A 24,945-nucleotide genomic window follows, 5' to 3' on the forward strand; every position below is an offset into this window, starting at 1 on the left:
GACCCGCGCGCAGCTGCGGCACTCCCATGCGCCGTGCGTGTCCTCGTGTGGCCGTAGGTCCTCGTCCCCGCAGTACGGGCAGTACAAGGGAGCCATTCGCTCGCTCATCGGAGTTCCTCCTCCGGAGCCCGCATGACCCAGTGGGCGAACGACTCGCCGGACTCGCGACCGGCGAGGTAGTGGTTGGCGACCCGCTCGACGTACGAGGGCAGGTCGGCGGCGGTGGTCTTCAGGCCGCGGAGCTTGCGCCCGAAGCCGGCGTTCTGCCCCGCCGCCATGCCCAGGCCGCCGCCCAGGTGGATCTGGAAGCCCTCAACCATGTCGCCGGTGGCGTCGTCGCGCACGAGCATGCCCTTGAGGCCGATGTCGGCCACCTGCGTGCGGGCGCAGGCGTTGGGGCAGCCGTTGAGGTGGATGGAGATGTCGGCGTCGAGCTCGGCGACCTTGGCCTCGAGGTGCTCGATGAGCTCCGCGGCGCGGGCCTTGGTCTCCACGATCGCCAGCTTGCAGAACTCGATGCCCGTGCAGGCCATCGTGCTGCGCCGCCAGGTGGACGGGCGGGCCTCCAGCCCGGCCTCGCGCAGGCCCAGCACGACCGCCTCGGTGTCGGCCTCGGCGATGTCGAGGACGATGAGTTTCTGGTACGGGGTGAGCCGCACCCGGTCGCTGCCGAACCGCTCGGCGAGGTCGGCGACCTTGGCGAGCTGGGCGCCGGAGCTGCGGCCCGCGATGGGCGCGGCGCCGACGAAGTACTTGCCGTCCCACTGCTTGTGCACGCCGATGTGGTCGATCGGCTTCTCCGGCAGCTCCGGCGACGGGCCGTCGATCAGCGGGCGCTTGAGGTACTCGGTCTCCAGCACCTCGCGGAACTTCGCCGCGCCCCAGTCGGCGACGAGGAACTTCAGCCGGGCGCGGCTGCGCAGGCGGCGGTACCCGTAGTCGCGGAAGATCTGGATGACGCCGTGCCACGCGTCGACGACCTCGTGCAGCGGCACCCACACGCCGAGGCGCACCGCCAGCATCGGGTTCGTCGACAGGCCGCCGCCGACCCAGAGGTCGAAGCCGGGGCCGTGCTCCGGGTGGATCACGCCGACGAAGGAGACGTCGTTCGCCTCGTACGGGGTGTCCGGCAGCCACGAGATCGAGGTCTTGAACTTGCGCGGCAGGTTGGACAGCGTCGGGTCGCCGACGTACTTCTCGGTGATCTCGTTGATCGCCTCGGTCGGGTCGAGCACCTCGCTCTCCGCGACGCCGGCGATCGGGCTGCCGAGCACGACCCGCGGGGTGTCGCCGCAGGCCTCGGTCGTGGACAGGCCGACTGCCTCGAGCTCCCGCCAGATCTGCGGGACGTCCTCGACGCGGATCCAGTGCAGCTGGATGTTCTGCCGGTCGGTGATGTCGGCGGTGTCGCGGGCGAAGCGGGTGGCGATCGACGCGATCGTGCGCAGCTGGGCGAGGCTCAGCTGGCCGCCGTCGCTGCGGATGCGCAGCATGAAGTACTTGTCGTCGAGCTCCTCGGGCTCGAGGATCGCGGTCCGGCCGCCGTCGATGCCGGGCTTGCGCTGCGTGTACAGCCCGAACCAGCGGAACCGTCCGCGCAGGTCAGCGGGGTCGATCGAGTCGAAGCCGCGGTGCGCGTAGATCGACTCGATGCGGGCCCGGACGTTGAGCGGGTTGTCGTCCTTCTTGCTGCGCTCGTTGGGGTTGAGCGGCTCCCGGTGGCCGAGCGCCCACTGCCCCTCGCCGCGAGGGCGCCCACCGGCTCCGGCCCGAGCGCCGCGGGCGGCGGGACGGGGAGCGGGTGCGGCGTTGTCTGCCGGGACGGTGTTCACCGTCATGTCGGCGTCCTCTCAGGGTTGAGAGCACGCGAGCCTGCGCCGGCCTATCGCGGAAGATGCGCGATGGATGACGTCAATGTCATGAAGAATCCGGCGCGAGTCGCGCGCCCGAAGAAAGAATTAACGGGCGGCGTTCAGCAAGCCGGACACATGGCGCTGCGCACGCGACCGTAGTCGACGTGTCGGCGGCTGACGAGCCGCAGAGAAGCAGCGTGCATAGGGTGCAGTCTTCCACGTCGACCGGTCCTTACGCCACGTCGGCGTGAGGGTTGTCTCAAACCCGCGTCACCGGGACGTAACCCAAAGAAGACTCAGCCGATAGGAAATATAGACCGGAATGGGCAGGCCGCCGACCGGCAATGGCCGACGGTCCCACAGTGCGGTAGGTTTCAGCGTTTCGCCAGCGGGACGACCATCACAGCCTCCGTGCCGCCGCCGGCCCGGGTGCGCAGCTCGATCGTGCCGCGCAGCTCCCCCGTCGCGAGCGTCCGCACGATCTGCAGCCCGAGCCGCTCGCTGCTGTCCAGGTCGAACCCGTCGGGCAGGCCCCGGCCGTTGTCGGCGACGGTGACGTGCAGCTGCTTGCGGAAGCGGTGCACGGAGACGACGACCTCCGGGTCGTGCTCACCACGCGGCTCGAACGCGTGCTCCACGGCGTTCTGCAGCAGCTCGTTGAGGACCATGACGAGCGGCGTGGCGATCTCCGCGGGCAGCACGCCGAAGTCGCCGTCCCGGCGCAGCGCCACGGTGAAGTCGGAGGCGGCCACCTCGACGGCCGCGGCCGCGACCCGGTCCACGATCCCGTCGAACTCGACCGCCTCGTCCGCGGTGTCCGACGCCGACATCGAGAGGGTCTCGTGCACCAGGGCGATGGAGGCGACTCTCCGCACCGACTCCTCCAGCGCGTGCCGGGCGGCCGGGACCCCGACCCGGCGGGCCTGCAGCCGCAGCAGCGCGGCGACGGTCTGCAGGTTGTTCTTGACCCGGTGGTGGATCTCCCGGATCGTCGCGTCCTTCGTCATGAGCTGCCGGTCGCGGCGGCGGACCTCGGTGATGTCGCGGACCAGGACGAGCGCCCCGATCGGCACGCCCGCCGGCATCAGCGGCAGCGCCCGCATGAGCACGGTCGCGCCGCGCGCCTCCAGCTCCTTGCGGGCGGGCGCGTCGCCGCGCAGCGCCGAGTGGACCCGGTCCGTGGCGTCCTTGCCCTCGAGAGGGTCGTCGCAGAGCCGCCCGGTGATCTCGGCGAGGCTCTCGCCCACGAGGTGCGCGGCGAGCCCGAGCCGCCGGTACGCCGACTGCGCGTTGGGGCTGGCGTAGGTGACCTTGCCGGACGCGTCGAGCCGGACCAGGCCGTCCCCGATGCGCGGGGCGCTGGTGGTCTCGCCCGGGTGCCGCGGCGGCGGGAACGTGCCGTCGGCGATCATCTGCGCCAGGTCGTCGGCGGTGGTCAGGTAGTTGAGCTCCAGCTGCGCCGGGGTCCGGGCGGTGCTGAGGTTGGTGTCCCGGCCGACGACGGCGATGACCTGCGTCTCGCCCCGGCGGCGGACCGGGATCGCCTCGTGGCGGGCGGGCATGTCGCCGTACCAGACGGGATCCCCCTCCCGCCAGATCCTGCCCTGCGCCCGGACGATCGCGAGGTGCGCCACCTCGGGTCCGCCGGCGACCCGGCCGACCTGGTCGTCCTGATAGGCGGTCGGGGCGGTCGTCGGCCGCACCTGCGCGACGCACAGGAACTCACCGCGGTCCGCGATCGGCACCCACATGAGCAGGTCTGCGAAGGACAGGTCGGACACGATCTGCCAGTCGCCGGCGAGGCGGTGCAGGTGCTCGATGTCCTCGGGCGCGAGGGAGGTGTGCTCCTCGACGAGGTCACGCAGGGTCGACACCGTTACAGACTATGGTGGGCCCGTGCGTCGCCTGTTACCTGCCCTTGTCCTCGTGCTCACCCTCGGCGGCTGCGGGTGGGTGGGCCGCGCCGACGAGACCAGCAAGCCTGACGGGTTCCAGCTGCACGGCTACGTGAGCGTGGCGGGCGCGGCGACCGGCGTCCCGGGCACCCCGTGCCTCGCCCCGGTGCCGGACGTCGCCTCCGGGGCGACGGTGAAGGTGGCTGATCAGGACGGCAAGGTGGTCGCCGTGACGACGTTGGCGGCCGGCGTACTGGCGGCGACGGGCGGGGCGTACCGCTGCAATTTCTCGTTCGAGCTGCTGAACCTGTCCGGGAGCCGGCCGACCTACCAGATCCTGGTCGGTGACCGGCCCCCGGTGGCGTTCGAGACGCGGGCGCTGCGCGAAGGCCGCCCCGCCGTCGTCGATGTCGCCGTTACAGCGTCGCCGTCACCTTCTTGAGGCCGCGCGGCGCGTCAGGGTTCTCGCCCCGGTGCAGGGCGAGGGACAGGGCGAGGCGCTGCAGCGGCAGGATGTCCAGCAGCGGCGCGTAGCGCTCGTCGACCTCGGGGGTCGGCACCCAGCCGGCCGCGCCGTCGACCTTCGACGGGCCGAAGACGACCACGTCGGCGCGGCGCTCGCCGAGCCGGCCGACGACGTCGCGCATCGACGCGCCGGCGGGGCCGCCGCCGACGACGGCGAGGACCGGCACGTCGGGGTCGGCCATCGCGAGGGGGCCGTGCAGCAGGTCGGCGCCGGAGAACGCGAGACCGGCCACGTAGGACGTCTCCATCAGCTTGAGCGCGGTCTCGCGCGCCGTCGGGTACGCGTAGCCGCGGCCCGTGGTCACGATCCGGTCCGCGAACCGGTAGCGGGCGGCGAGGTCGGCGGCGGTGTCGTCGGCGAGGACGCGCTCCGCGTGGCCGGGCAGCTCCCGCAGCGCGGCGAGCTCCTCGGCGGGCAGCGTGCCGCCGCCCTTGATGCTCTCGACCAGCATGAGCAGCGCGAGCAGCTCCGCGGTGTAGGTCTTGGTCGCGGCGACCGCGATCTCGTGCCCGGCGACGACGTCGACGTGCAGCTCGGCGACCTGGGCCAGGGGCGACTCGGCGTTGTTGGTGACGGCCAGGGTGTGCGCGCCCTGCTCGCCGGCGACCCGCAGCACCTCGCGCAGGTCGGGCGAGCCGCCGCTCTGGCTGACGCCGACGACGAGCGTGTCGCGCAGATCGGGGCGGGCGCCGTAGAGCGTCATCGCCGACGGCGAGGCGAGGCCGACGGGGATGCCGAGGCGGATCTCGGTGAGGTACGCCGCGTACAGCGCGGCGTGGTCCGACGTGCCGCGCGCCGTGAAGATCACGTTGCGGGGCTGCCACTGCGCGATCCGCTCGGCGACGGCGGCGATGGCGCCCGCCTGCTCGTCGACGAGCCTCGCGAACACGGCCGGCTGCTCGGCGATGTCCGCCTGCATCCCGGCACCGGGCTGCTCGGTCACGGCTACTCCTCTATGTGCTGGCGTCTGATGCGCGTTACTGCTCAAAGTTTGGCAGCTTCGCGCACCAGACGCCAGTTTTCGGAGCAACTTCGCGCACAGCGTGCGCGAAACTAGCCTTCCTGCGCAACCAGCGTGCTCTCCGCCTGCTCGGTGGGCGCCTCGGGGCCGCCGCGCAGCGCGACCTCGCGGATGAAGATCGCGAGCAGCGGCACCAGCACCGTCGCCGCGATCGCCCAGAGGAAGACGCTGGACGTCGCGCCGGCGATCGCGTCGATCACCGCGGTGCGCACCCCGGCGGGCAGCTGGCCGAGCGTCGCCGGGCCGATCGAGGCGCCACCGCCACCGCCGCCGGCGAGCTGGTCCGCCGCCTGGTCGCCGACCTTCTCCGCGAGCAGGTCGTGCAGCCGGTGGTTGAAGATCGCGCCGAACGCCGCCACGCCGAACGCGCCGCCGATCGAGCGGGCGAACGTCGAGGTGCTGCTCGCCACACCCAGATCCTTGAGCTCCACGCTGTTCTGCGCGATGAGCATCGAGGTCTGCATCAGGAAGCCCATACCCAGGCCGAGGACGGCCATGTAGATCGCCGACTCGGTCTTCGAGGTGTCCGAGTCCAGCCGCGACAGCAGGACCATCGCCACGATCATGACGAACCCGCCGATCACCGGGAAGATCCGGTACTTGCCGGTCTTGGTGATCATCTGGCCGGCCACCAGCGAGGTCACCAGCAGGCCGCCCATCATCGGCAGCAGGAGCAGACCGGAGTTGGTCGCCGAGGCGCCCTGCACGATCTGCTGGTACAGCGGCAGGAACGTGATCGCGCCGAACATGGCGAACCCGACCAGGAAGCCGATGCCCGCGACCAGGCTGAAGTTGCGGTTGCGGAAGATGGCCAGGGGCAGGATCGGCTCCGGGTGGCGCCGCTCGACGACCATGAACGCGGCCAGCGACACCACGGCCAGGGCGGCCAGGCCGGCGATCTGCGCGGAGCCCCACGCGTACTGGTTGCCGCCCCACGTGGTGATCAGGACCAGCGCGGTGACGCCGGCCGAGAGCAGGGCCGCGCCGAGCCAGTCGATCCGGTGCTCGGTGCGCTTCTTCGGCATGTCGAGCTTCAACGCGAGCAGCGCCAGCGCCGCGCCGCCGAGCGGCAGGTTGACGAAGAACGCCCAGCGCCAGTCGGCGTGGTCGGTGATGAAGCCGCCGACGAGCGGGCCGCCGACCATCGCGACCGCCATGACCGCGGCGAACTGGCCCTGGTACTTGCCGCGCTCGCGCGGCGACACGAGCTCGCCGAGGACGGCCATCGCGCCGACCATGAGACCACCGGCGCCGAGGCCCTGGAACGCGCGGAAGCCGATCAGCTGCGGCATGTCCTGGGCGAAGCCGCACAGCACCGAGCCGAGCAGGAACAGCACGATCGAGGTCAGGAAGACCGTCTTCCGCCCGTACAGGTCGCCGAGCTTGCCCCAGATCGGCGTGGACACCGTCGAGCCGAGGACATACGCGGTGACGACCCACGACAGGTGGTCGACGCCGCCCAGGTCACCGACGATGCGGGGCATCGCGGTGCCGACGATCACGTTGTCGAGCATCGCCAGGAGCATCGCCATGAGCAGTCCTGGCAGGACGACCCTGAGGCGCTTGTCAGACATCGTGGCACACCTTACTTGTCGGCCGGCTAGTTGACTTACTAGCCGTACGGTAAGTTCGTACTAGCCGCTCGTCAAGTCAGTTCACGTAGGATGGTCCCGATGGAGCAGAACCAGCAGGCAGCAGCGCGGGTCGTGCGGGGGCGGAACCGGATCCGGACCGACGACGCCGAGACCGAGGACGTGCGCGCGCACATCCAGCGGGTCGCCCTGGAGATGTTCATCGAGGACGGCTACGACAAGACCTCGCTGCGGGAGATCGCGGAGAAGCTCGGCGTCACCAAGGCCGCGCTCTACTACCACTTCCCGACCAAGGACGACATCGTCAACAGCCTCATCGAGCACCGCATCGCGGCCGTCGACGCGCTGATGGAGTGGGCGGAGGCGCAGCCGCGCACGGAGGCGACGCGGATCGAGTTCCTTCAGCGGTACTTCGTGCTGCACGACGTCGCCAAGCACGAGCACGTGATCCGCTTCTTCGAGCGCAACCAGACGCTCATCAACACCCTGCCCGCGGGCAAGCTCATGAAGGGTCAGATGGAGCGCGTCTTCGGCTTCCTGATGGACCCGGCGGAGTCCACGGTCCAGCAGCTGCGCCGGGCCATGGCCATCTTTACGATCCACGCGGGCCACTTCGTGCTCCGCGGGCACGACGACCTCAGCCCCCAGGACCGCCGCGAGGCGACCCTGGTGGTCGCCGAGGACCTGATGCGCCTGGCGGCCGCCGGCGAGTGACGTCCGGGTCGCGGTGGTCGGCAGCCGCCGACCCGCGCCGCCGGACCCGGGTCGCGGTGATTGCGCGGCGGCCGGCCCGCGCCGCGGGGCTCAGGTCGCGGTGGTCGGCAGCTTCAGGCGCAGGCCGAGCAGTGTGACGCCCTCGACCGGCGTCCAGTCCAGCGCCGGCTCGCGGACGAAGCCGAAGGTGTCGTAGAGCGCCAGCGCGGCGCTGTTGCGGTCCCGCGTACAGATCACCATCGACCCGCAGCCGAGGACGGTCGCGCGGTCGATGCAGGCGCGGACCAGCGCCCGCGCCACCCCCCGCCGCTGCGCCGCCGGATCGACGGCCAGCATCCTGAACTCGGCCTCGCCCGGGCGCGACAGCTCCGCATACCGGGTGCCGGGCAGCACGAACGCGACCGCGCCCAGCAGTACATCACCATCGGCGGCGACCAGAATCTCGCAGTGCGCCGCCCGGGTCGTCACGTCGGCCAGCACGTCGGCATAGCCGTGCTCGTCGTCGAGCTGGCCGTCGGCGCGATACGCCGCCACCGTCAGCCGCGCGACGCCGGCGTGGTCCTCCGGGTCCGCCCGCCGGACCAGCGGCGGCTGCCGCGTCACCCGATCACGGCGATGAGATCGCCCTCCTGCACCACGTCGCCCTCGTTGACGGCGATCTGGCTGACCGTGCCCTCCGACTCGGCGACGACGGGGATCTCCATCTTCATCGACTCCAGGATCACGAGGGTGTCGCCCTCGCTGACCTCGGCACCGACCTCAGTCGTGATCTTCCAGACGTTGGCCACCATCTCGGCACGGATCTCGTCGGACATCCCGGTCTCCTTTGACGTCGGATTGCGAACCGCAGCATATCCGCGCGAAACCCGGTCGCGCTCGACTGTACGGCGAACGCATCATGGCCCCGTGGAATCGACCATCACGGTGACCCCGGCGGGACTGCCCGGCGTGCTGCTGCATGTCGCGGTGGTGCGGCCCGTCTTCGTGTGGGGTCAGCCCGGCATCGGCAAGAGCTCGCTGGTGAAGGAGTTCGCGGCGGCCCTCGGGCTGGACTGCGTCACCCTCATCGGCACGCAGCTGGCGCCCGAGGACCTCATCGGGGTGCCCGAGCTGCGCGACGGCCGCAGCCGCTTCGCGCCACCGGAGTCGATCGCCCGCGACGAGCCCTACTGCCTCTTCCTCGACGAGCTCAACTCCGCCTCGCCCGAGGTGCAGAAGGCGTTCTACTCCCTCATCCTCGACCGGCGGATCGGCTCTTACGAGCTGCCCGCCGGATCGATCGTGATCGGCGCCGGCAACCGGGCCTCCGACAACGCGCTCGCCCGGCCGATGGCGTCCGCGCTGCTCAACCGGCTCATCCACGTACACCTGCGGGCGAGCGCCGACGACTGGCTGCTGTGGGCGGCCGGCGCCGGCCTGCACGAGTGGGTGACCGACTACCTCACCCAGCGGCCCGACCACCTCTGGTCCAAGCCGCCGAAGACCGAGGAGCCGTTCTCGACCCCGCGCTCCTGGCACATGCTCTCCGACGCGCTGCTCTCCTTCGGCCAGGACATCGACGAGGACCTTCTCCGGGTGCTCACCGCCGGCACGCTGACGCCCTCGCACGCGTCGGCGTTCTGCGCGTACGTCAAGACCGTCCGCCACCGCTACAGCCTGGACGCCATCGTCCGCGGCGACGCGTCCTGGCCCCGCGACCCGACCGACCGCGACCTGCTGTACTTCTTCGCCGAGGCCTTCCGGGCCCGGCTCGTGAAGGACCTGCCGGCCAGCCGCGAGCACGCCTCGCCGTCCGTGCGCCGCTTCTCGGTGCGGGCCAAGGGCCTGCTGGTCGAGCTGGCCGAGATCTCGCTGGAGTGCGCGCAGCTCGTCATCGCCGCCGACGAGTCCGGGATGCCCGCGCTGCCCGCGTGGTTCCTGGTCGAGGTGACCCGCGACCTGCCGCGCCTCGTCGCCGCCCGGGCATGAGCGCCGCCGGCGGCGCCGCCGCTCGTGGTGCCGCCGCTCGTGGCGCCAGGAAGGTCGACCGGCGGCTGGAGGCGGCCCAGCACGCCTGGTCCGCCGTGTCCGGCAACCCCATGTTCCGCGCCCTCGCCAGCGACCCGACCGGCAACGACCCGCGGGCGCTGCGGATGCAGTGGGCGGAGGACACGCAGCTGATCCGCGACCGCGGCCACGCCCGGGTCTACGCCGACGGCACGGTGATCGCCAACAAGCACTCGCCGCTGGAGCCCGACGAGTGGGTCTGGGTGTTCGCGCACTGCGCGCTGCACCTCGGCTTCGGCCACCTCTGCCTCGGGCCGGCGGATGCCGCTTCACCGCCCGACACCGAGCTTGCCGTCGCGCGCTGCGTTGTCGTGGCCCGGTTCCAGGCGGAGCTGCGGCTCGGCCGCCCTCCGGTGCTGCTGCCGCCGCTGCCGACCGCTTTCGAGGAGCAGCTCGCCGAGCGCTGGCGGATCTCCGGCATTCCTTCCGGCCTGTCCGGCTGTTCCGCGGGCGGCGCCGGCCCCGACCTCGTGCCGCCCGCATCGCTCCCGACTTCTTCCGCTGCGTCTCTTCCGGCCGTCACGCTCTCGTGGCCGGACCGCTTCGCCCTGGGCCTCGGCCAGGCCGCGGCCGAGGCCGTCGACGAGGCCGGGGCACTGCGGCCGGTCGCGGGTCGCAAGACCGACGAGGCGTGGGAGGTCGCCCGGCGCTGGTTCGTTTCGTCGTACCCGCTGCTGGCCGGCCTGGCCGCGGGCTTCACCATCGTCAGCGACGTCGCCGTGGCCCGCGACCTGTCGATCACCGTCGCCGCCGTCGACCCGTCCGCCGCCGAGATCTACGTCAACCCCCTCGCGCCGCTCACCACGGAGGAGCGCCGCTTCGTCATCGCGCACGAGATGCTGCACGCCGCCCTGCGCCACGGCGACCGGATCGCGCACCGCGACCCGTACCTGTGGAACGTCGCCACCGACTACGTCATCAACGGCTGGCTCGTCGAGATGGCCGTCGGCGACCTGCCCGAAGGCGTCCTGTACGACCCGCGCTTCAAGGACGCCGGCGCCGAGGAGGTGTACGACCTCATCGCCACCGACCTGCGCCGCCTGCGCCGCCTCGGCACGCTGCGGGGCCGCGGCATGGGCGACATCCTCAGCGACGCCCGCCGTACCCACCGCGGCACCGAGCTCGACGAGTACTACCGCCGCGCCCTCGCGACCGGCCTGGCCTTCCACGAGTCCAACGGCCGCGGCCTCCTGCCGTCCGGCCTGGTCGAGGAGATCCGCGCCCTGGACCACCCGCCGCTGCCGTGGGACGCGCAGCTCGCCAACTGGTTCGCCGAGCACGTCCGCTCCCCCGCCCCGCGCCGCTCCTACGCCCGCGCCTCCCGCCGGCAGAGCTCCACGCCGCACATCCCCCGGCCCGGCTGGCTCTGGCCCGAGGAGGAGTCCTTCCACGCCACGTTCGGCGTCGTGCTCGACACCTCCGGCTCGATGGACCGCACCCTGCTCGGCAAGGCCCTCGGCGCGATCGCCTCCTACGCCACCGCCCGCGACGTGCCGGCCGCCCGCGTCGTGTTCTGCGACGCGGCCGCGTACGACGCCGGCTACCTCCCCGTCGCCGACATCGCCGGCCGGGTCAAGGTGAAGGGCCGCGGCGGCACCATCCTGCAGCCCGCCATCAAGCTCCTGGAACGCGCCCCGGACTTCCCCGCCGACGCCCCGATCCTGATCATCACCGACGGCTACTGCGACCCCGTCCGCGTACGCCGCGAGCACGCCTTCCTCATCCCAGAAACCACCCGCCTCCTCTTCACCCCCCGAGGCCCCGTCTTCCGCCTCCGCTGACCCCCAGACTCGACGACCACCCGCACCCGCCGTGATCCAAGAACACCCTGGCCGCCCGCACAGCCACCACACGCCTTCGATCACGCCAACCACGACCCCGACCGCCCCGCGGAGAAGACCGCGACGGCGGAGGCCAAGTCCCGCACGCGGACAGCAACCAGGACAGCCAGCCTGCATGCCGAACCCCTCGGCCAAGCACCCAGCCACCGTGATCGAAGGACGACCCTGGCCGCCCGGACAGCCACCACGCGACTTCGATCACGGCGACCACGGCCACGATCGACCCGCGGGCTACCGAGACCGCACGCGCGAGTTCAGCGATCAGAGTGGGACAGCACTGGTTGTGAACCATGACGGCGAGCGCGACGCCGGCGATCGGTGCGATGTGGACTGGTTGTGAACGCCAACGACGGGGTCGAAGCACCGAATTACGCCCTCGAACGGCGCTGGATCATGCGCGGACGGCGGCCGGGGAACATCACCGAACCACGGCACGGACCGCAGCCATGCGACCTGGCGTTCGGCCTCCAGTTGGACAGGAAGAACCTGCCCTCCGCGCTGGCCTGACCTGCGGCCGGACGGATCAGCGGACCCGCATGCGAACAGCAACCAGGACAGCCCAACCCGGATGCCGAACCCCTCGGCCGAGCACCACAGCCACCATGGTCGAAGGACGACCCTGGCTGCCTGGACAGCCACTACGCGACTTCGATCACGAGGGCCACGACCGTGATTGACCCGCGGGTTACCAAGGGCGCGGGCGGGAGCCGTGCGGTTCCGGGGGCCGGGGCTGCCAGAACCGCACGGGGTTGTGGAGGACGAGGGTCAGTCGGTGCGGAGCTCGCGGGCTTCGGCGTTGACGACCAGTTCGGAAAGCTTGGAGCGGAGGCGGTCCTTGAGGTCGGCGGGGGCCAGCTCGGAGCCGCAGCAGCGGGCCACGAGCGCCTTCACCTCCTGCTCGATGCCGAACTCGCGCAGGCAGGGCGAGCACTCGTCGAGGTGGTCGCGGATGAGCGAACGGCGGTCGTCGGTGCACTCGAGGTCGAGGTAGAGATACACCTCGGCGAGGACGGCGCCGCAGTCTGTCTCGTGCGGGTCTCCACAGCTCATCGGACTCAGACCTCGCTCGGCTCAGCGGACGGGGTGCGGGTGAAACCCCGGTCGGCAGCATAAGTCTCGAGCGAACGGCGGAGGTTGCGCCGGCCGCGGTGCAGACGGGACATCACAGTGCCGATGGGCGTGTTCATGATGTCGGCGATCTCCTTGTAGGAGAAGCCCTCGACGTCGGCGAGGTAGACAGCGAGCCGGAACTCCTCCGGCAGCGACTGCAGCGCCTCCTTGACGTCGGAGTCGGGCAGCCGGTCGAGGGCCTCGGTCTCGGCGGAGCGCAGCCCGCTGGACGTGTGCGACTCGGCTTCGGCGAGCTGCCAGTCGGTGATCTCCTCCGTGGGCGCCTGGACGGGCTGGCGCTGACGGCGACGGTAGGAGTTGATGTAGGTGTTGGTCAGGATGCGGTAGAGCCAGGCCTTGAGGTTGGTGCCCGTCTCGAACTGGTGGAACGCCGCATACGCCTTGAGGAACGTCTCCTGGACGAGGTCCTCCGCGTCGGCCGGGTTGCGCGTCATGCGCAGGGCCGCCGCATACAGCTGATCAATGAAGGGCAACGCGTCGTGCTCGAACCGGATGCGCTGCTGCACCGCGCTCTCGCTGCTGACCACTCGTGCGACTCCAACCCTCGACCGTCCTGCCGAGGATACGCCGAGTTGCTGAGTGACTTCAGAGTTTGTGGCGCCCGTCAACCGCTCGCGGGCGATCGGTTGCCAGGACGGATCGGGCTCCGCGTCCGTCGCCGCCGGCCACGACGGGCTGAACAGCAGCTCGCGGATGCGTTGATCCTCGCGCTCAAGTGTTGCCACGAGTTGACTTCCCTCCACAGGCAACGCCTCGGCAGCGTCGCACGCTCCGTGTAACAACCGCGCCACCCCCGCAATTCCTACCCGCCTGCCCCGGCGGCCGGCCTTTTGGATTGGGACCGGCCGGCCACCGGGAACAGGAAGGGCCTGGGAGTTTGCGGAACGACATCGGTCCGCGGTGTGGAGAGCGTGTCCGGTTTGCACCGGTCACACGCTGTTCAACGAGCGGGGTCGGCGGTGGTGACGAACGCCACGGCGATGGCGGCGAGCCGGTCGGGGGCCTTCGACAGCGCGTGGGTCTCGCCGGGCAGCACCTCGACGTGGACCGCCGGGCCCGGCGAAGGCACGCCGAAGGCGTCCCGGTCGCCGTTGAGCACGAGGGTCGGCACGCCCGTGCGCAGCTCGTCCGCGCGGGTGACGTCCGGCTTGCCGGGCGGGTGCAGCGGGAAGGCGAGCGCCAGGATGCGGTCGGCGCCGGCCTCGGCCGCGGTGCGGCAGGCGACCCTGGCGCCGCTGGACCGGCCGCCGACGACGAGGGTGTCGATCGCCACCCTGCGGCGCAGCTCCGCGACGACGGCGAGCCAGGCGGCGTCGAGCTGCCTGGCGGGTGCCGGTGGGCGGCGGGCGCCGGCGACCCGGTAGGGCTGCGTCACCATGGCGACGGCCGCCCCGGCATCGAGCACGGCGGCACGGACCGCCACGAGGTCGACGGCGTCGACGTCACCGCCGGCGCCGTGGCCCAGGACGAGCAGCGTCCCCGTGTACCCCGCCGGGACGTCGAGCGAGAAGCGCGCGACCCCGTGCGGGGTCTCGACCTCCTGCCCGACGAGCGACCGCTTGGCCCGCGACCTGCTCCGCCGACCGACCGGCACACCGGAAGAGCCCACCAGTAAGCGAGCAGAAGGGCCGGCCGGGGAGCCTGGAAGGGCGCCGGCCGGCCCGTCGGTCAGCCGCTGGCGGCGCCGACCGGATCGCGCCGGTCGGTCGCGGTCCGGCCCACGCGCTGGATCGGCACCAACGGCAGGCATGCCATCGGGCCCATCCGGTGCTCGGCTGCCTGTGGCTGGCCCGTCAACGCGGGTTGTGGAGCGTCGCTGCGCCATGCGACGAGCATCGCACGCCGCTCACGCGGTGTGGTCGCTCCCCACACACCGTGGCAGTCGCCGACCTCCAGCGCCCAGGCCAGGCATGCGCCCTGGACGTCGCAGGTGCGGCACAACGCGACGGCAGCGTCGGCGGGCTCGCTCGGGGCCGGAAAGAACGTCTCCGGATCAACTGTCTGGCATGCGCCGCGGGTCCGCCAGGCATCATCGCCCTGTTGCTCGCGCACCGCGCGCAACAGACGCGGATCACGCTTGGCGGCAGCGACCTCATGCGGGCGTGGCATCCTCGCCCGGGTCATACACCCACCTCCCCCGTGGGTCAAACGAACACAAGGCAGGGAAACGTCGGGATGCCCCCATCCGACATTGACCTACCGGCGCTGTGTTCTATCGCACAAACACCTGCAAATACAAGAGTTTTCACGCGGATAGGCAAAACCTGCCGGGGAGGAAATGGACGTACAGCCTAAAATATGGTCAGATCGATCGGCTCGACGTCACTCGATCGCAGGGCCGGCGCCGGCACGCGGTCGAGCAAATCACGGCCATCGTTACGTACGTCACCCACACGCGCGCCGACCGGGCGGAGCTCCAGCCGCGCGACGTGCTCGGACGGCGTCGGGGCCAGCAGCCGCTCATCGACGGGGGCCGCCAGCCACTCGTCCCACCGCGACGGCGGCAGCATCAGCGGCATGCGGTCGTGAATGAGCGCCAGATCGTCCACGGCGGGCGCGGTGATGATGCTGCAGGTGAGCACCCGGTCGTCACCTTTCCCCCACACCGTCCAGATGCCGGCGAACACGCACGGCTCGTCGTCACCGAGCGTCATGAAATACGCCTGCTTGTCCTTGCCGTCCCCGCGTTTCCATTCGAACCAGCCGTCGGCGGGCACGAGGCAGCGCCGCTTCGCGAACGACTGCGCGAACGCCTTCGACTCCGCGACCGTCTCGGACCGCGCGTTGATCATCCGGGCGCCCACCTTGAGGTCGGCGGCCCACGGGGGCACCAGACCCCAGCGGGCGCTGCTCAGGACGCGGCCGTCGGCGGACTGGGAGACGCGCACCACCGGGACCTGGTCCGTCGGGGCGACGTTGTAGTCCGGCTCGAGCCCGTCCGTCTCGTCGGTGGCCTCGAACAGCGCGCTCAGGTCAACGTTGCTGCGGGATGTCGCATACCGACCACACATGCCCATCACGGTACCCGTGACGAATGAGGCATTGTCAGCAGTCGCTACCCAGCGGCACGGGCCGCACACTGTACGCGTGCCTCACCTGACCGCCCCCGTGTCCCTGCCGTGGATCGCGCCGACCGCCTCGGCGCCGGTCACCGCCACGGTCCGGCTCCCCGGCTCGAAGTCGATGACGGCCCGGGCGCTGGTCCTCGGCGCGCTGTCCCTGGGCGCCACCACCCTGCGTGGTCCCCTGCGGGCCCGCGACACCGAGCTGATGGCGGCGGGCCTGCGCGCCATGGGCTGCCACGTGTCCACCTCCGACGAGAACCTGTGGGTGCTGCGCCCCCGCCCGTTGCGCGGCCCCGCCCGGATCGACGTCGGCACCGCAGGCACGGTCCTGCGTTTCCTCCCACCGGTCGCCGGGCTCGCCGACGGTGCCGTCACCTTCGACGGCGACGAGCGCAGCCGCACGCGGCCGGTGGCGCCCCTGATCGGCGCGCTGCGCACGCTCGGTGCGCGGGTCGACTACGGCGCCGGGCTGCCGCTGACGGTGCACGGCATCGGCCGGGTCACCGGCGGCGCGGCGACGATCGACGCGTCGGCCTCCAGCCAGATGCTGTCGGGGCTGCTGCTGGCCGCGCCCGAGTTCGACCGCGGTCTCACCGTGCGCCACGCCGGCCCGCCGCTGCCCCGCGCGCCCCACCTGCGCATGACGGTGCAGATGCTGCGCGCCGCCGGGGCCGGCATCGACGACAGCCGGCCGGACATGTGGGTGGTCGAGCCCGGCCGGCTCAACGGCCGCGCCTGGGACATCGAGCCGGACCTGCTGGGCGCCGCGCCGTTCCTCGCCGCGGCGCTGGTCACCGGCGGCACCGTGACCGTCGCCGGCTGGCCGCGCTCCGGCATCCAGGCCGGCCACCGGCTGCTGGACCTGCTGCGCCAGATGGGCGGCTCACCCGCGGTCACCCGGCAGGGGCTGGTCGTGCGCGGCACCGGCACGGTCCGCGGTCTCACCGCCGACCTGGCCGACGTCGCGGAGCTGGCCCCGGTGCTCGCCGCGCTCGCCGCCGTCGCGGACTCCCCGTCGCACCTGCACGGCCTGGCGCACCTGGGCGCCCACGAGACCGACCGGCTCGCCGCGCTCGTCGAGGGCCTGACGGGGCTCGGCGCGGACATCGCCCAGGACCACGACGGCCTGCGTATCCGGCCCCGCCCGCTGCGCGGCGGCACGTTCCCCACGCGGGACGACCACCGCCTCGCGCAGGCCGCCGCCGTCGTCGGGCTCGCCGTCGGCGGGGTGCGGCTGGACGACGTGACATGCACCGCGAAGACACTGCCGGACTTCCCCCGGCTATGGTCAACGATGGTGCACGGTCCGGGCTCGGTTGGAGGACAAGACTGACGCGCAAGCGCGAGTACGACGAGGATGACGTCCGGGTCCGCCCGAGCCGGTCCTCGCGACCCCGCACGCGCACCCGGCCGAAGCACAGCGACGCGGTCGAGGGATTCGTCGTGGCGGTCGACCGCGGGCGGTACACCTGCCACATCGCCGGGACCGACGCGGTCGTGACCGCCATGCGCGCCCGCGAGCTGGGCCGCCGTGGCGTGGTCGTCGGCGACAACGTCCAGATCGTGGGGGACGTGACCGGGCGGCCCGACACCCTCGCGAGGATCGTGCGCATCGACGACCGCCGGTCGGTGCTGATGCGCACCGCCGACGACGAGGAGGGCTCGACCGAGGGGCGCTTCGAGCGCGTCGTGGTCGCCAACGCCGAGCAGCTCGTGATCGTCAACTCGCTGCACGACCCGCCGCCGCGGACGGGCTTCATCGACCGGTGCCTGGTCGCCGCGTACGACGCCGAGATCGAGCCGCTGCTGTGCCTCACCAAGGGGGACCTGGCGGGCCCGGAGGCGGTGCTGGACTACTACTCCGAGCTGGACCTGCCGTATGTGCTGTGCCGGCCGGGCGAGCCCATCGACGACCTCGTCGCGGCGCTGAGCGGCAAGGTGTCGGTGATGATCGGCCACTCGGGCGTCGGCAAGTCGACGCTGGTCAACCGGCTCGTGCCGGGCACCGACCGGGCGGTCGGCGTGGTCAGCGCCGTCGGCAAGGGCCGGCACACGTCCACCAGCGCCGTGGCGCTGCGCCTGCCGGAAAGCAAGAGGAGCGGCGGCTGGATCATCGACACGCCGGGCGTACGGTCGTTCGGCCTGGCGCACGTGTCGGCGGACAGTCTGCTGCACGGGTTCCCCGACCTGGTCGAGGCGTCGACCAGGTGCGCGCCCAACTGCGACCACACCGGCGCCGGCGGCGAGTGCGGCCTGGACATGCTGGTCGCCGAGGGCGGCGCCGACCCGAGGCGGCTCGCCTCGTTCCGCCGCCTCCTCGCATCCAAGGAAGGCACCGCGGAACCCGCCGAGCCGACGGACGAGGCCTACGAGGCCTAGCCAAGGACGAGGCCTAGACGGCCACCGGCCCGCCCGTACGCCAGTAGACGCCGTCGGCGCGGGAGAGCAGCTGGTTGTCGACGAGGTAGCGCCGCAGCGCCGCGTGGTCGTCGAACCAGGCCCGCAGCACCGCGTTGACCTCCCGCTCCGGATAGCGCACGCCCAGCTCGAACGACGACGCGATGTGCTCCAGCACCACCAGGCGCTTGCCGTGGGCGGCGGGCATCTGGGTCAGCCGGCCGTCGACGACGAACGTGCGCAGGATCTGGTCGCGCTGGCGGTCGGGGTCCATGGGCTCCGCCGCGGCCGGGGTCGCGGCGTGGGCGCGGACGGACTCCTTGAAGACCTCGACGTCGGCGCGCAGGGCACCATCGCCGCCGGTCAGCAGCCCGCCCTGCTGCAGCCTTCCGACGGCGGCCGCGACGGCGCGGGCCGGCAGGCCGGTCGCCGCCCCGATCGCGGCGAGCCCCGGCGCTCCGAGCACCACGGCGGCATAGACCCGGAGCCGGTCCTCTTCGGCAAGGAGGCCACACAGGGCGGCCGGCGAGGTGGTCACAAACGGCGACAGTACTGCCAGAAGGTGGCGATCGTCGGCTAAGTTTCCGCGCATGGCGCGCTACGCGGACGACCTGGCCCTCGCTCACCTGCTTGCCGACACCGCGGACGCGATCGCCGTTCCCCGGTTCCGGGCCCAGGATCTGCACGTGTCGACGAAGCCCGATCTGACGCCCGTGACGGAGGCCGACACGGCGGTCGAGAAGGCGCTGCGGGCGACGCTGCAGCGGGCCCGGCCGCGCGACGGGGTCCTCGGCGAGGAGTACGGGGCGACCGAGGCCGCCGCCGGTCCGGGGACGCGCCAGTGGGTGATCGACCCGATCGACGGCACGAAGAACTATGTCCGCGGGGTACCGATCTGGGCGACCCTGATCGCGTTGATGGAGGGCGCCCAGCCGGTGGTCGGGCTGGTGTCCGCGCCGGCGCTCGGGCGGCGCTGGTGGGGCGCGCTCGGTCACGGAGCGTATGCCGGACGACACACGGCCGCGGCGACGCCGATCCGGGTGAGCGGTGTCGACCGGCTCGCCGACGCGAGCTTCTGCTACTCGTCGCTGGGCGGCTGGGAGGAGGCCGGGCGGCTCAACGCCATCCTCGACCTGACCCGCCGGACGTGGCGCCAGCGGGCGTACGGCGACTTCTACGGCTACATGCTGCTGGCCGAGGGCGCCGTGGACATCATGGTCGAGCCGGAGCTGTCGCTGTGGGACCTCGCGGCGCTGGTGCCGATCGTGACCGAGGCCGGCGGCACGTTCACCGACCTGCAGGGCGAGCCGGGCCCGGGCGGCGGGAGCGCGATCGCTACGAACGGTCACCTTCACGAGGACGTTCTCACCCGTTTGGGAAACCCCAGATTGTCTGGTTTGTCGGGCTAAACCGAATAGTCCGCATGCCACTCCCCCGAACCGGGTCTATCCTCTCCGGGTGGCATCTTGGAGTTGGCTCTTCCTCGGCGCGATGATCGCTGCCTATGGAGTGGCCAACCTGCTGCAATCCGTAGCCGCCGCACGCACTGACCTGCATCACGGGTTCCACCCGATGCTGCTGCTGCGGCTGGGCCGGCACAAGTCGTACCTCGTCGGCGTCGCGTGCCAGTTCGGCGGTTTCGCGCTCGCGTTCTTCGCCCGCCGGGACCTGCCGCTGTTCCTGGTGCAGTCGGCGATGGCGGCCGGGCTCGGGGTGACCGCGCTGCTCGGCGTCCTCATCCTCAAGTGGCGGCTGCCGAGGACCGAGCTCGCCCTGCTGGTGCTGCTCGCGTTCGGTCTCGCCGCCCTGGTGCTGGCCGCGAAGCCCGCCCCGTCGCGGCAGCTCGGCACGGCGGGCGTGGCCGGGCTCGTCGCCGCGCTCGGGGTGATCGCGGTCATCGGCTTCTTCGCCGGCCGGCTGCACGGCGCGCCCGGCTCGGTGGCGCTCGGCGCCCTGTCCGGGGTGGCGTTCGGGGCCGCGGCCGTCGCGTCCCGCCCGCTCGCCTCCGCCGACAACCTGGGCCAGTTCTTCACCGACCCGCTGTCCTACCTGCTGATCGCCCACTCGCTCGTCGGCCAGCTGCTGCTCGGCCTGGCGATGCAGCGCGGCTCGACCACCGCCGCGGTCGCCGCCATGGACGCCGCCGGCGCGGTGCCCGCCGCCCTGGTCGGCCTGTTCTTCCTCGGCGACGGCGTGTGGCCGGGCAAGGAGTGGCTGGTGGCGGCCGGCTTCGTGCTCACCCTCGGCAGCGTGATCGGGCTCAGCTTCTACGCCGAGCCGCAGCACCACCACCCGATCACCCTCGAGGCGAAGACCCTCGTGCTCAGTGGTTCGCGTGAACCTGCCAGGCGACCTGCTGGTCGCTCAGTTGTGCCGCAAACACCGCCGGCTCGTCGATGACCCCGGGCAGCCCGGCGGTGATCGGGTTCGCACGACTCCCGGGCCCGGCTCGACGGCGGTGTTCGCGAACAGGTTCGCCACGTCGGAGGCGTTGAGCGCCCGGGCGTGGAGCCGCACGTCGTCGACCGCGCCGCTGAACGCCCCGCCGTAGCCGGCCGCCGTGGTGCACAGCCGCCCGGCCTGCAGCGCGCCGGCGGCGTTGGTGCCGTTGATGCTGACCACGGCGCGCTGTTCGGGGTGACGGCCGACGGGTTCGCCCAGACGGAGAAGCTGACCGCGGTGTCGGTGCGCACGCCCGGCGCGGTGCCGGCCACGACGCCGTTCGCGGTGCCGTCGAGCTGGACCTCACCGTGAAGCTCTGGTCGGTGCGCACGGCCGGCAGGCTACCGGCGGCATAGCTGGTGGCCGCATTGCCGGTGAACGACATCGCCGAGTGGACCCCGTCCCGGCCGGTCGCCCAGCCGGCGGCGGCGCCGAGGCCGGCCCGGTTCGCGGCGCCGGAGCGGCCCTCGACCATGGTGCCGGCGCTCTCGTCGGCCGGCCACCAGGTCGAGGCACCCTGGACCGGCGCCTGGTAGGTGCCGGGGTGCGCCGAGCCGGACGCGTCGGCGGCCACGGTCGTGGTGTCACGCCCACGGCGTGTCACCCGTCACCGCCGCCGGGTGGGTCGGGAAGGTCGCCGCGGCGGTGGCGGAGTTGCCGGTGTTGGCCGTGCTCGCGGTGAACGCGGCGCCGGCGCCGGCCGGGACGACCAGCGCCAGCAGCGCGAGCAGCAGCACCAGCCGGGTCATCACGACGTTGTGTTCGAGCTGCTCAGAATCGTCGTGCGGGGCGTCGCCGCCGCAACGCTGGCCTGCGTCGGCGCGATGCTGCTCGCCACGCTCGTGCCGGTGGCGTTCGGGTGGGACAGCCAGGTCGTGCTGACCGGCTCGATGCGACCCAGGATCGCGCCCGGCGACCTGGTGGTGTCGGCGCCGGTGGCCCCCGAGCGGGTCCGGCCGGGGCAGGTCGTCGTGGTCGAGGACCCGGCCCGGCCCGGCACGCTGCTGGTGCACCGGGTCGTGCGGCGCAACGCCGACGGCACCCTCACCACGAAGGGCGACGCCAACTCGACGGAGGACCTCCCGGCGGTGTCGGCGACCGGCGTACGCGGCCTCGCCCGGCTCCGGGTGCCGAAGATGGGCCTGCCGGCACTGTGGCTGCGCGAGGGGCGGACGCTGCCGGTGCTCGGCGCTTTCGCGGCGCTGATCGCCCTCGGCCGGCTGGCCCGGACGACCGGCACACGCCCCCGGCACGCGGCGGAGCGGGGCGGAGGGCACCGGACGTCAGGCGTTCGGGCGACCCGGGTGGCAACTCAGAGGACCCGACCCGCACCCCGGTAATTGTTCAGACCTTCCCCGCGCGACCGATCTGGTCAATCGCGGGGAATTTCCTGACGACGGCGAGCGGAATGGAGGCGGACTTGCTGACACGCACGCTCAGCAACTGGTTCGCGGCCTGGATGGCGCTGCTCACCGTGGCGTTCTACCTGTGGCCCGGCCAGCACATGCTCTGGTGGGGCGCGATCGGCCTGTCCAGCACCATCGGCGTCGTCGTCGGCGTGGCCGTGCACCGCCCCCGGCGCCGCTGGCCGTGGTACCTGCTCGCCGCCGCGCTCTTCACGTTCGGCTCCGGCGACTTCGTCTACAACCTGCTCACCGACGTGTTCGGGATGACCAACCCGTTCCCTTCGGTCAACGACGTGCTGTACCTGGCGATGTACCCCCTCGTCGCGGGCGGCCTGCTCGGCTTCATCCGGTCCAGGACCGGCCGCAACGACCGCGACAGCCTGCTCGACGCGGCCACGCTCACCATCGGCATCGCCCTGCTGGCGTGGATCTTCCTGATCGACCCGTACGTGCGCAGCACCGAGCTGACGCTGGTGCAGAAGCTGGTCTCCATCGCGTACCCCCTCGGCGACGTGCTCACCCTCGCGGTGTTCGCCCGCCTGATCACCGGCGGCGGGCGGCGCAGCCCGTCGATCGTCATCCTCGGCACCGGCACCGCCGGGCTGCTCGTCGCCGACGTCGTGTACGGCCTGATCCAGCTCAACGGCGACTGGCACGTCGGCGGCCCCACGGACCTCGGCTGGGTGCTCTGCTACTCGGCGTGGGCCGCGGCCGCGCTGCACCCGTCGATGGTGGAGCTCACCGAGCCGGCCCGGTCCCGGCCGGGCGAGGTCGGCGTGCGCCGGATCGCGCTGCTCGGCGCCGCGTCGCTGATCGCGCCCGGGGTGCTGCTGGTCGAGGCGAGCCTCGGCACGGTCCGCGACGCGGCCGTCATCGCCGTCATGTCCGGCCTCATGTTCGTGCTGGTGCTCACCCGCCTCGCCGGTGTCATGGGCAACCACCGCCAGTCGATGGCCCGCGAGCGGGAGCTCCGCGAGGCGACGACCACGCTGGTGTCGGCCGCCGACACCGCGGAGACCCTCGCCGCCGTGCGGCACACCGTGGACCGGCTGCTGCCGGAAGGGGTGGCCCACGCGGTCGCGCTGGTGCGCGCCGAGCGGGTCGACGAGCCGGGGCTGGTCCGCGTGTCGGGCCTGGACCCGGACGTCCGGGAGCTGCTGCGCGGCTACAGCTCGGCGCTGCGCCACCCGATGGGCATCGAAGGCATGCTGTACGTGGGCGCGCCGACGGAGGCGCTGCAGTCGCTGCAGAGCACGTTCGAGGTGCTCGCCTCGCAGGCGGCGATGGCCCTGGAGCGCATGACGCTGACCGCCGAGGTCAACCGGCGCAGCAGCGAGGCGTACTTCCGGACCCTGATCCACAACACGTCCGACGTGATCCTCATCGTCGACGAGCACGACCTGATCCAGTACTGCAGCCCGTCCGCCGGCACCGTGTTCGGCGACGAGCGGCTCGCCGGCTACGAGCTGTGGGAGTTCGTCGCCGCCGACGAGCGGGCCCGCCTCGCCGAGCTGCTCGCCCAGGTCCGTGGCGGGATGCACGCGCACAACCAGATGGACCTGCGCGCGGAGCGCGTCGACGGCGCCGGCCTCATGGTCGAGGTCGACTGCCGCGACCTGCGCGACGACCAGACCGTCGGCGGCCTGGTGCTCACGGTGCGGGACGTGACCGAGCGCCGGCAGCTGGAGGAGCAGCTGATCCGCCAGGCGTTCCACGACTCGCTGACGGGCCTGGCCAACCGGGTGCTCTTCCAGGACCGGGTGGAGCAGTCCGTGGCCCGGTCCAAGCGCGACGAGAGCCTGGTCGGCGTCCTGTTCATCGACCTGGACGACTTCAAGATCGTCAACGACACGCTGGGGCACGCCGTCGGCGACGCGCTGCTGATCGCGGTCGGCGAGCGGATCACCGGGGCGCTGCGCGACACCGACACGGTCGCCCGGCTCGGCGGCGACGAGTTCGCCGCGCTGATCGAGACCGACTCGATGGCCGACCTGGAGCTCGCGGCCGAGCGGATCGTGCTCGCGCTCGCCGAGCCGTTCGAGATCGCCGGCCAGGACGTCAACGGCATCTCCAGCGTCGGGCTGTCCACCACCGTCGACGCGAGCTCCGCCGAGGAGCTCATGCGCCAGGCCGACCTCGCCCTGTACGTGGCGAAGGGCGCCGGCAAGGGCCAGTGGCGGCGCTACCAGTCGGACCTGCACACGGCGGTGCTCGAGCGGCTGGAGCTGCGCGCCGCGCTCGACCAGGCGGTCAAGGAGCAGCAGTTCGTGCTCCAGTACCAGCCGATCGTGGACCTGGAGACCGGCTCGCCGCTGGGCTTCGAGGCACTCGTCCGGTGGAACCACCCGACGAGGGGAATGATCGCGCCCGGCCACTTCATCGAGGTGGCCGAGGAGAGCGGCCTGATCGTGCCGATGGGGCGGATGGTGCTCCAGCAGGCGCTCAACACCGTCGGCCGGTGGCAGCGCTCCTCGGCGCCGGGCGCATTGCGGTACATCAGCGTCAACGTCTCCGTCCGGCAGTTCCGCACCCCCGGCTTCGTCGAGGAGGTCCGGCAGCTGCTGCGGGCCTCGGGCGTGGAGCCCGGCACGCTGCTGCTGGAGATCACCGAGAGCCTGCTGCTACGCAACGACGAACAGGTCAAGGCCGACTTCGACGCGCTGCGGGCGATGGGCGTCCGGCTCGCGATCGACGACTTCGGCACCGGCTATTCGTCGCTGTCGTACCTGCAACACATGCCGATCGACGTGCTCAAGATCGACAAGTCGTTCATCGACGACATGCTGGAGTCCAAACAGCAGCGGGCGGTCGTCACCGCCATCGTCACCCTCGCCCAGACGCTCGACCTCGCGGTCGTGGCCGAGGGCGTCGAGGAGTCCGCGCAGGCGCTCGCCCTGCGCGACATGGGGTGCCCGTACGGCCAGGGCTACCTCTTCGCGAAGCCGCTCTCCGAGCGGGACGCCTTCGCCATGATCCCCAAAGCGGCACCTTTCGCCGCGATGGCCTGAAACACCGT

Annotated in this window: 25 protein-coding genes and 1 pseudogene; 12 read left to right on the top strand and 14 right to left on the bottom strand. The window is 72.1% G+C overall.

What is annotated here, in order from left to right:
* Positions 1-104: 104 nt before the first annotated feature.
* Positions 105-1,838 carry a nitrite/sulfite reductase gene (locus tag ACQEVZ_RS20845; protein ID WP_433368956.1) on the bottom strand — a complete coding sequence of 578 codons (1,734 nt, stop codon included), beginning with the start codon at positions 1,836-1,838 and terminating at the stop codon, positions 105-107.
* Between the two features lie 389 nt (positions 1,839-2,227).
* Positions 2,228-3,727 (bottom strand): sensor histidine kinase, encoded by a 1,500-nt coding sequence (locus tag ACQEVZ_RS20850; RefSeq protein ID WP_344503683.1) that lies wholly within the window; start codon positions 3,725-3,727, stop codon positions 2,228-2,230.
* A gap of 22 nt (positions 3,728-3,749) precedes the next feature.
* On the opposite strand from ACQEVZ_RS20850, the gene ACQEVZ_RS20855 reads away from it, so the two are divergent.
* Positions 3,750-4,190 carry a hypothetical protein gene (locus ACQEVZ_RS20855; protein WP_344503684.1) on the top strand — a complete coding sequence of 147 codons (441 nt, stop codon included), beginning with the start codon at positions 3,750-3,752 and terminating at the stop codon, positions 4,188-4,190.
* Here the strand turns inward: ACQEVZ_RS20855 and ACQEVZ_RS20860 are convergent.
* Together ACQEVZ_RS20860 and ACQEVZ_RS20865 are read right to left on the bottom strand one after the other, a co-directional pair.
* Positions 4,165-5,193 carry an SIS domain-containing protein gene (locus ACQEVZ_RS20860; protein WP_360560307.1) on the bottom strand — a complete coding sequence of 343 codons (1,029 nt, stop codon included), beginning with the start codon at positions 5,191-5,193 and terminating at the stop codon, positions 4,165-4,167. The genes ACQEVZ_RS20855 and ACQEVZ_RS20860 overlap by 26 nt on opposite strands.
* A 134-nt stretch (positions 5,194-5,327) precedes the next feature.
* Positions 5,328-6,869 carry an MDR family MFS transporter gene (locus ACQEVZ_RS20865; RefSeq protein ID WP_433368961.1) on the bottom strand — a complete coding sequence of 514 codons (1,542 nt, stop codon included), beginning with the start codon at positions 6,867-6,869 and terminating at the stop codon, positions 5,328-5,330.
* 99 nt (positions 6,870-6,968) lie between these two features.
* Here ACQEVZ_RS20865 and ACQEVZ_RS20870 point away from each other — a divergent pair, with 99 nt between their 5' ends.
* Entirely contained in the window at positions 6,969-7,601 is a 633-nt protein-coding gene (locus tag ACQEVZ_RS20870; protein WP_344503686.1) for a TetR/AcrR family transcriptional regulator, read from the top strand.
* A gap of 90 nt (positions 7,602-7,691) precedes the next feature.
* Here the strand turns inward: ACQEVZ_RS20870 and ACQEVZ_RS20875 are convergent, their stop codons facing one another.
* Together ACQEVZ_RS20875 and ACQEVZ_RS20880 are read right to left on the bottom strand one after the other, a co-directional pair.
* On the bottom strand, positions 7,692-8,204 hold the full coding sequence (locus ACQEVZ_RS20875) for a GNAT family N-acetyltransferase (RefSeq protein WP_344503687.1): 513 nt from the start codon (positions 8,202-8,204) through the stop codon (positions 7,692-7,694).
* Positions 8,201-8,416: a biotin/lipoyl-binding carrier protein gene (locus ACQEVZ_RS20880; protein WP_344503688.1), complete on the bottom strand. Its 216-nt coding sequence runs from the start codon at positions 8,414-8,416 to the stop codon at positions 8,201-8,203. The genes ACQEVZ_RS20875 and ACQEVZ_RS20880 overlap by 4 nt, the downstream gene beginning before the upstream one ends.
* A 109-nt stretch (positions 8,417-8,525) precedes the next feature.
* Between ACQEVZ_RS20880 and ACQEVZ_RS20885 the strand changes: the two genes are divergently transcribed.
* The 3 genes from ACQEVZ_RS20885 to ACQEVZ_RS20895 all read left to right on the top strand — a co-directional run bounded on the left by ACQEVZ_RS20885 (position 8,526) and on the right by ACQEVZ_RS20895 (position 11,995).
* Positions 8,526-9,569 (top strand): AAA family ATPase, encoded by a 1,044-nt coding sequence (locus tag ACQEVZ_RS20885; RefSeq protein ID WP_433376888.1) that lies wholly within the window; start codon positions 8,526-8,528, stop codon positions 9,567-9,569.
* Positions 9,566-11,428, top strand: a complete 1,863-nt coding sequence (locus ACQEVZ_RS20890) for a vWA domain-containing protein (protein WP_433368966.1) — start codon at positions 9,566-9,568, stop codon at positions 11,426-11,428. The genes ACQEVZ_RS20885 and ACQEVZ_RS20890 overlap by 4 nt, the downstream gene beginning before the upstream one ends.
* Positions 11,429-11,824: 396 nt before the next feature.
* On the top strand, positions 11,825-11,995 hold the full coding sequence (locus ACQEVZ_RS20895) for a hypothetical protein (RefSeq protein WP_433368969.1): 171 nt from the start codon (positions 11,825-11,827) through the stop codon (positions 11,993-11,995).
* 258 nt (positions 11,996-12,253) lie between these two features.
* Here the strand turns inward: ACQEVZ_RS20895 and rsrA are convergent, their stop codons facing one another.
* The 5 genes and pseudogenes from rsrA to ACQEVZ_RS20920 form a co-directional block, all read right to left on the bottom strand.
* A complete protein-coding gene (gene rsrA / locus ACQEVZ_RS20900) occupies positions 12,254-12,538 on the bottom strand; it encodes a mycothiol system anti-sigma-R factor (protein ID WP_344503689.1) in 285 nt (94 codons plus the stop codon).
* A gap of 5 nt (positions 12,539-12,543) precedes the next feature.
* Positions 12,544-13,368: a sigma-70 family RNA polymerase sigma factor gene (locus ACQEVZ_RS20905; protein WP_344504013.1), complete on the bottom strand. Its 825-nt coding sequence runs from the start codon at positions 13,366-13,368 to the stop codon at positions 12,544-12,546.
* A gap of 191 nt (positions 13,369-13,559) precedes the next feature.
* A complete protein-coding gene (locus ACQEVZ_RS20910) occupies positions 13,560-14,213 on the bottom strand; it encodes an alpha/beta hydrolase family protein (protein WP_344503690.1) in 654 nt (217 codons plus the stop codon).
* 143 nt (positions 14,214-14,356) lie between these two features.
* A pseudogene (locus ACQEVZ_RS20915) lies at positions 14,357-14,743 on the bottom strand (WhiB family transcriptional regulator); the annotation flags it as partial.
* A 167-nt stretch (positions 14,744-14,910) separates the two neighbouring features.
* Positions 14,911-15,630, bottom strand: coding sequence for an SOS response-associated peptidase (locus ACQEVZ_RS20920; RefSeq protein WP_433376892.1), 720 nt, complete (start codon positions 15,628-15,630; stop codon positions 14,911-14,913).
* 76 nt (positions 15,631-15,706) lie between these two features.
* Between ACQEVZ_RS20920 and aroA the strand changes: the two genes are divergently transcribed.
* Positions 15,707-17,017: a 3-phosphoshikimate 1-carboxyvinyltransferase gene (aroA, locus tag ACQEVZ_RS20925; protein ID WP_433368974.1), complete on the top strand. Its 1,311-nt coding sequence runs from the start codon at positions 15,707-15,709 to the stop codon at positions 17,015-17,017.
* The gene (gene rsgA / locus ACQEVZ_RS20930; protein WP_433368977.1) at positions 16,969-18,063 is read left to right on the top strand and encodes a ribosome small subunit-dependent GTPase A; all 1,095 of its coding nucleotides are present in this window, start codon (positions 16,969-16,971) and stop codon (positions 18,061-18,063) included. The genes aroA and rsgA overlap by 49 nt, the downstream gene beginning before the upstream one ends.
* Before the next feature lie 13 nt (positions 18,064-18,076).
* On the opposite strand, the gene ACQEVZ_RS20935 is transcribed toward rsgA, so the two are convergent.
* Complete coding sequence (locus ACQEVZ_RS20935; RefSeq protein ID WP_433368980.1) at positions 18,077-18,619, bottom strand: DUF2087 domain-containing protein; 543 nt, start codon at positions 18,617-18,619, stop codon at positions 18,077-18,079.
* 52 nt (positions 18,620-18,671) lie between these two features.
* Between ACQEVZ_RS20935 and hisN the strand changes: the two genes are divergently transcribed.
* Positions 18,672-19,490 carry a histidinol-phosphatase gene (hisN, locus tag ACQEVZ_RS20940; RefSeq protein WP_344503695.1) on the top strand — a complete coding sequence of 273 codons (819 nt, stop codon included), beginning with the start codon at positions 18,672-18,674 and terminating at the stop codon, positions 19,488-19,490.
* An 82-nt stretch (positions 19,491-19,572) separates the two neighbouring features.
* The gene (locus tag ACQEVZ_RS20945; protein WP_433376895.1) at positions 19,573-20,481 is read left to right on the top strand and encodes a hypothetical protein; all 909 of its coding nucleotides are present in this window, start codon (positions 19,573-19,575) and stop codon (positions 20,479-20,481) included.
* Here the strand turns inward: ACQEVZ_RS20945 and ACQEVZ_RS20950 are convergent.
* On the bottom strand, positions 20,446-20,703 hold the full coding sequence (locus tag ACQEVZ_RS20950) for a hypothetical protein (RefSeq protein ID WP_433368983.1): 258 nt from the start codon (positions 20,701-20,703) through the stop codon (positions 20,446-20,448). The two genes, ACQEVZ_RS20945 and ACQEVZ_RS20950, sit on opposite strands and share 36 nt — an antisense overlap.
* A 179-nt stretch (positions 20,704-20,882) precedes the next feature.
* On the opposite strand from ACQEVZ_RS20950, the gene ACQEVZ_RS20955 reads away from it, so the two are divergent.
* Positions 20,883-21,059 carry a hypothetical protein gene (locus ACQEVZ_RS20955; RefSeq protein WP_433368986.1) on the top strand — a complete coding sequence of 59 codons (177 nt, stop codon included), beginning with the start codon at positions 20,883-20,885 and terminating at the stop codon, positions 21,057-21,059.
* A 48-nt stretch (positions 21,060-21,107) separates the two neighbouring features.
* Here ACQEVZ_RS20955 and ACQEVZ_RS20960 read toward each other — a convergent pair whose 3' ends face one another.
* Positions 21,108-21,272 (bottom strand): hypothetical protein, encoded by a 165-nt coding sequence (locus ACQEVZ_RS20960; RefSeq protein ID WP_433368989.1) that lies wholly within the window; start codon positions 21,270-21,272, stop codon positions 21,108-21,110.
* Between the two features lie 9 nt (positions 21,273-21,281).
* Between ACQEVZ_RS20960 and ACQEVZ_RS20965 the strand changes: the two genes are divergently transcribed.
* Both ACQEVZ_RS20965 and ACQEVZ_RS20970 read left to right on the top strand, forming a co-directional pair.
* Positions 21,282-21,863 carry a signal peptidase I gene (locus tag ACQEVZ_RS20965; protein ID WP_433368992.1) on the top strand — a complete coding sequence of 194 codons (582 nt, stop codon included), beginning with the start codon at positions 21,282-21,284 and terminating at the stop codon, positions 21,861-21,863.
* 80 nt (positions 21,864-21,943) lie between these two features.
* Complete coding sequence (locus ACQEVZ_RS20970) at positions 21,944-24,937, top strand: putative bifunctional diguanylate cyclase/phosphodiesterase (protein ID WP_433368995.1); 2,994 nt, start codon at positions 21,944-21,946, stop codon at positions 24,935-24,937.
* Positions 24,938-24,945: the final 8 nt, after the last annotated feature.

It is taken from the genome of Dactylosporangium sp. CA-152071 (assembly GCF_050936335.1).
Lineage (GTDB): Bacteria > Actinomycetota > Actinomycetes > Mycobacteriales > Micromonosporaceae > Dactylosporangium > Dactylosporangium maewongense.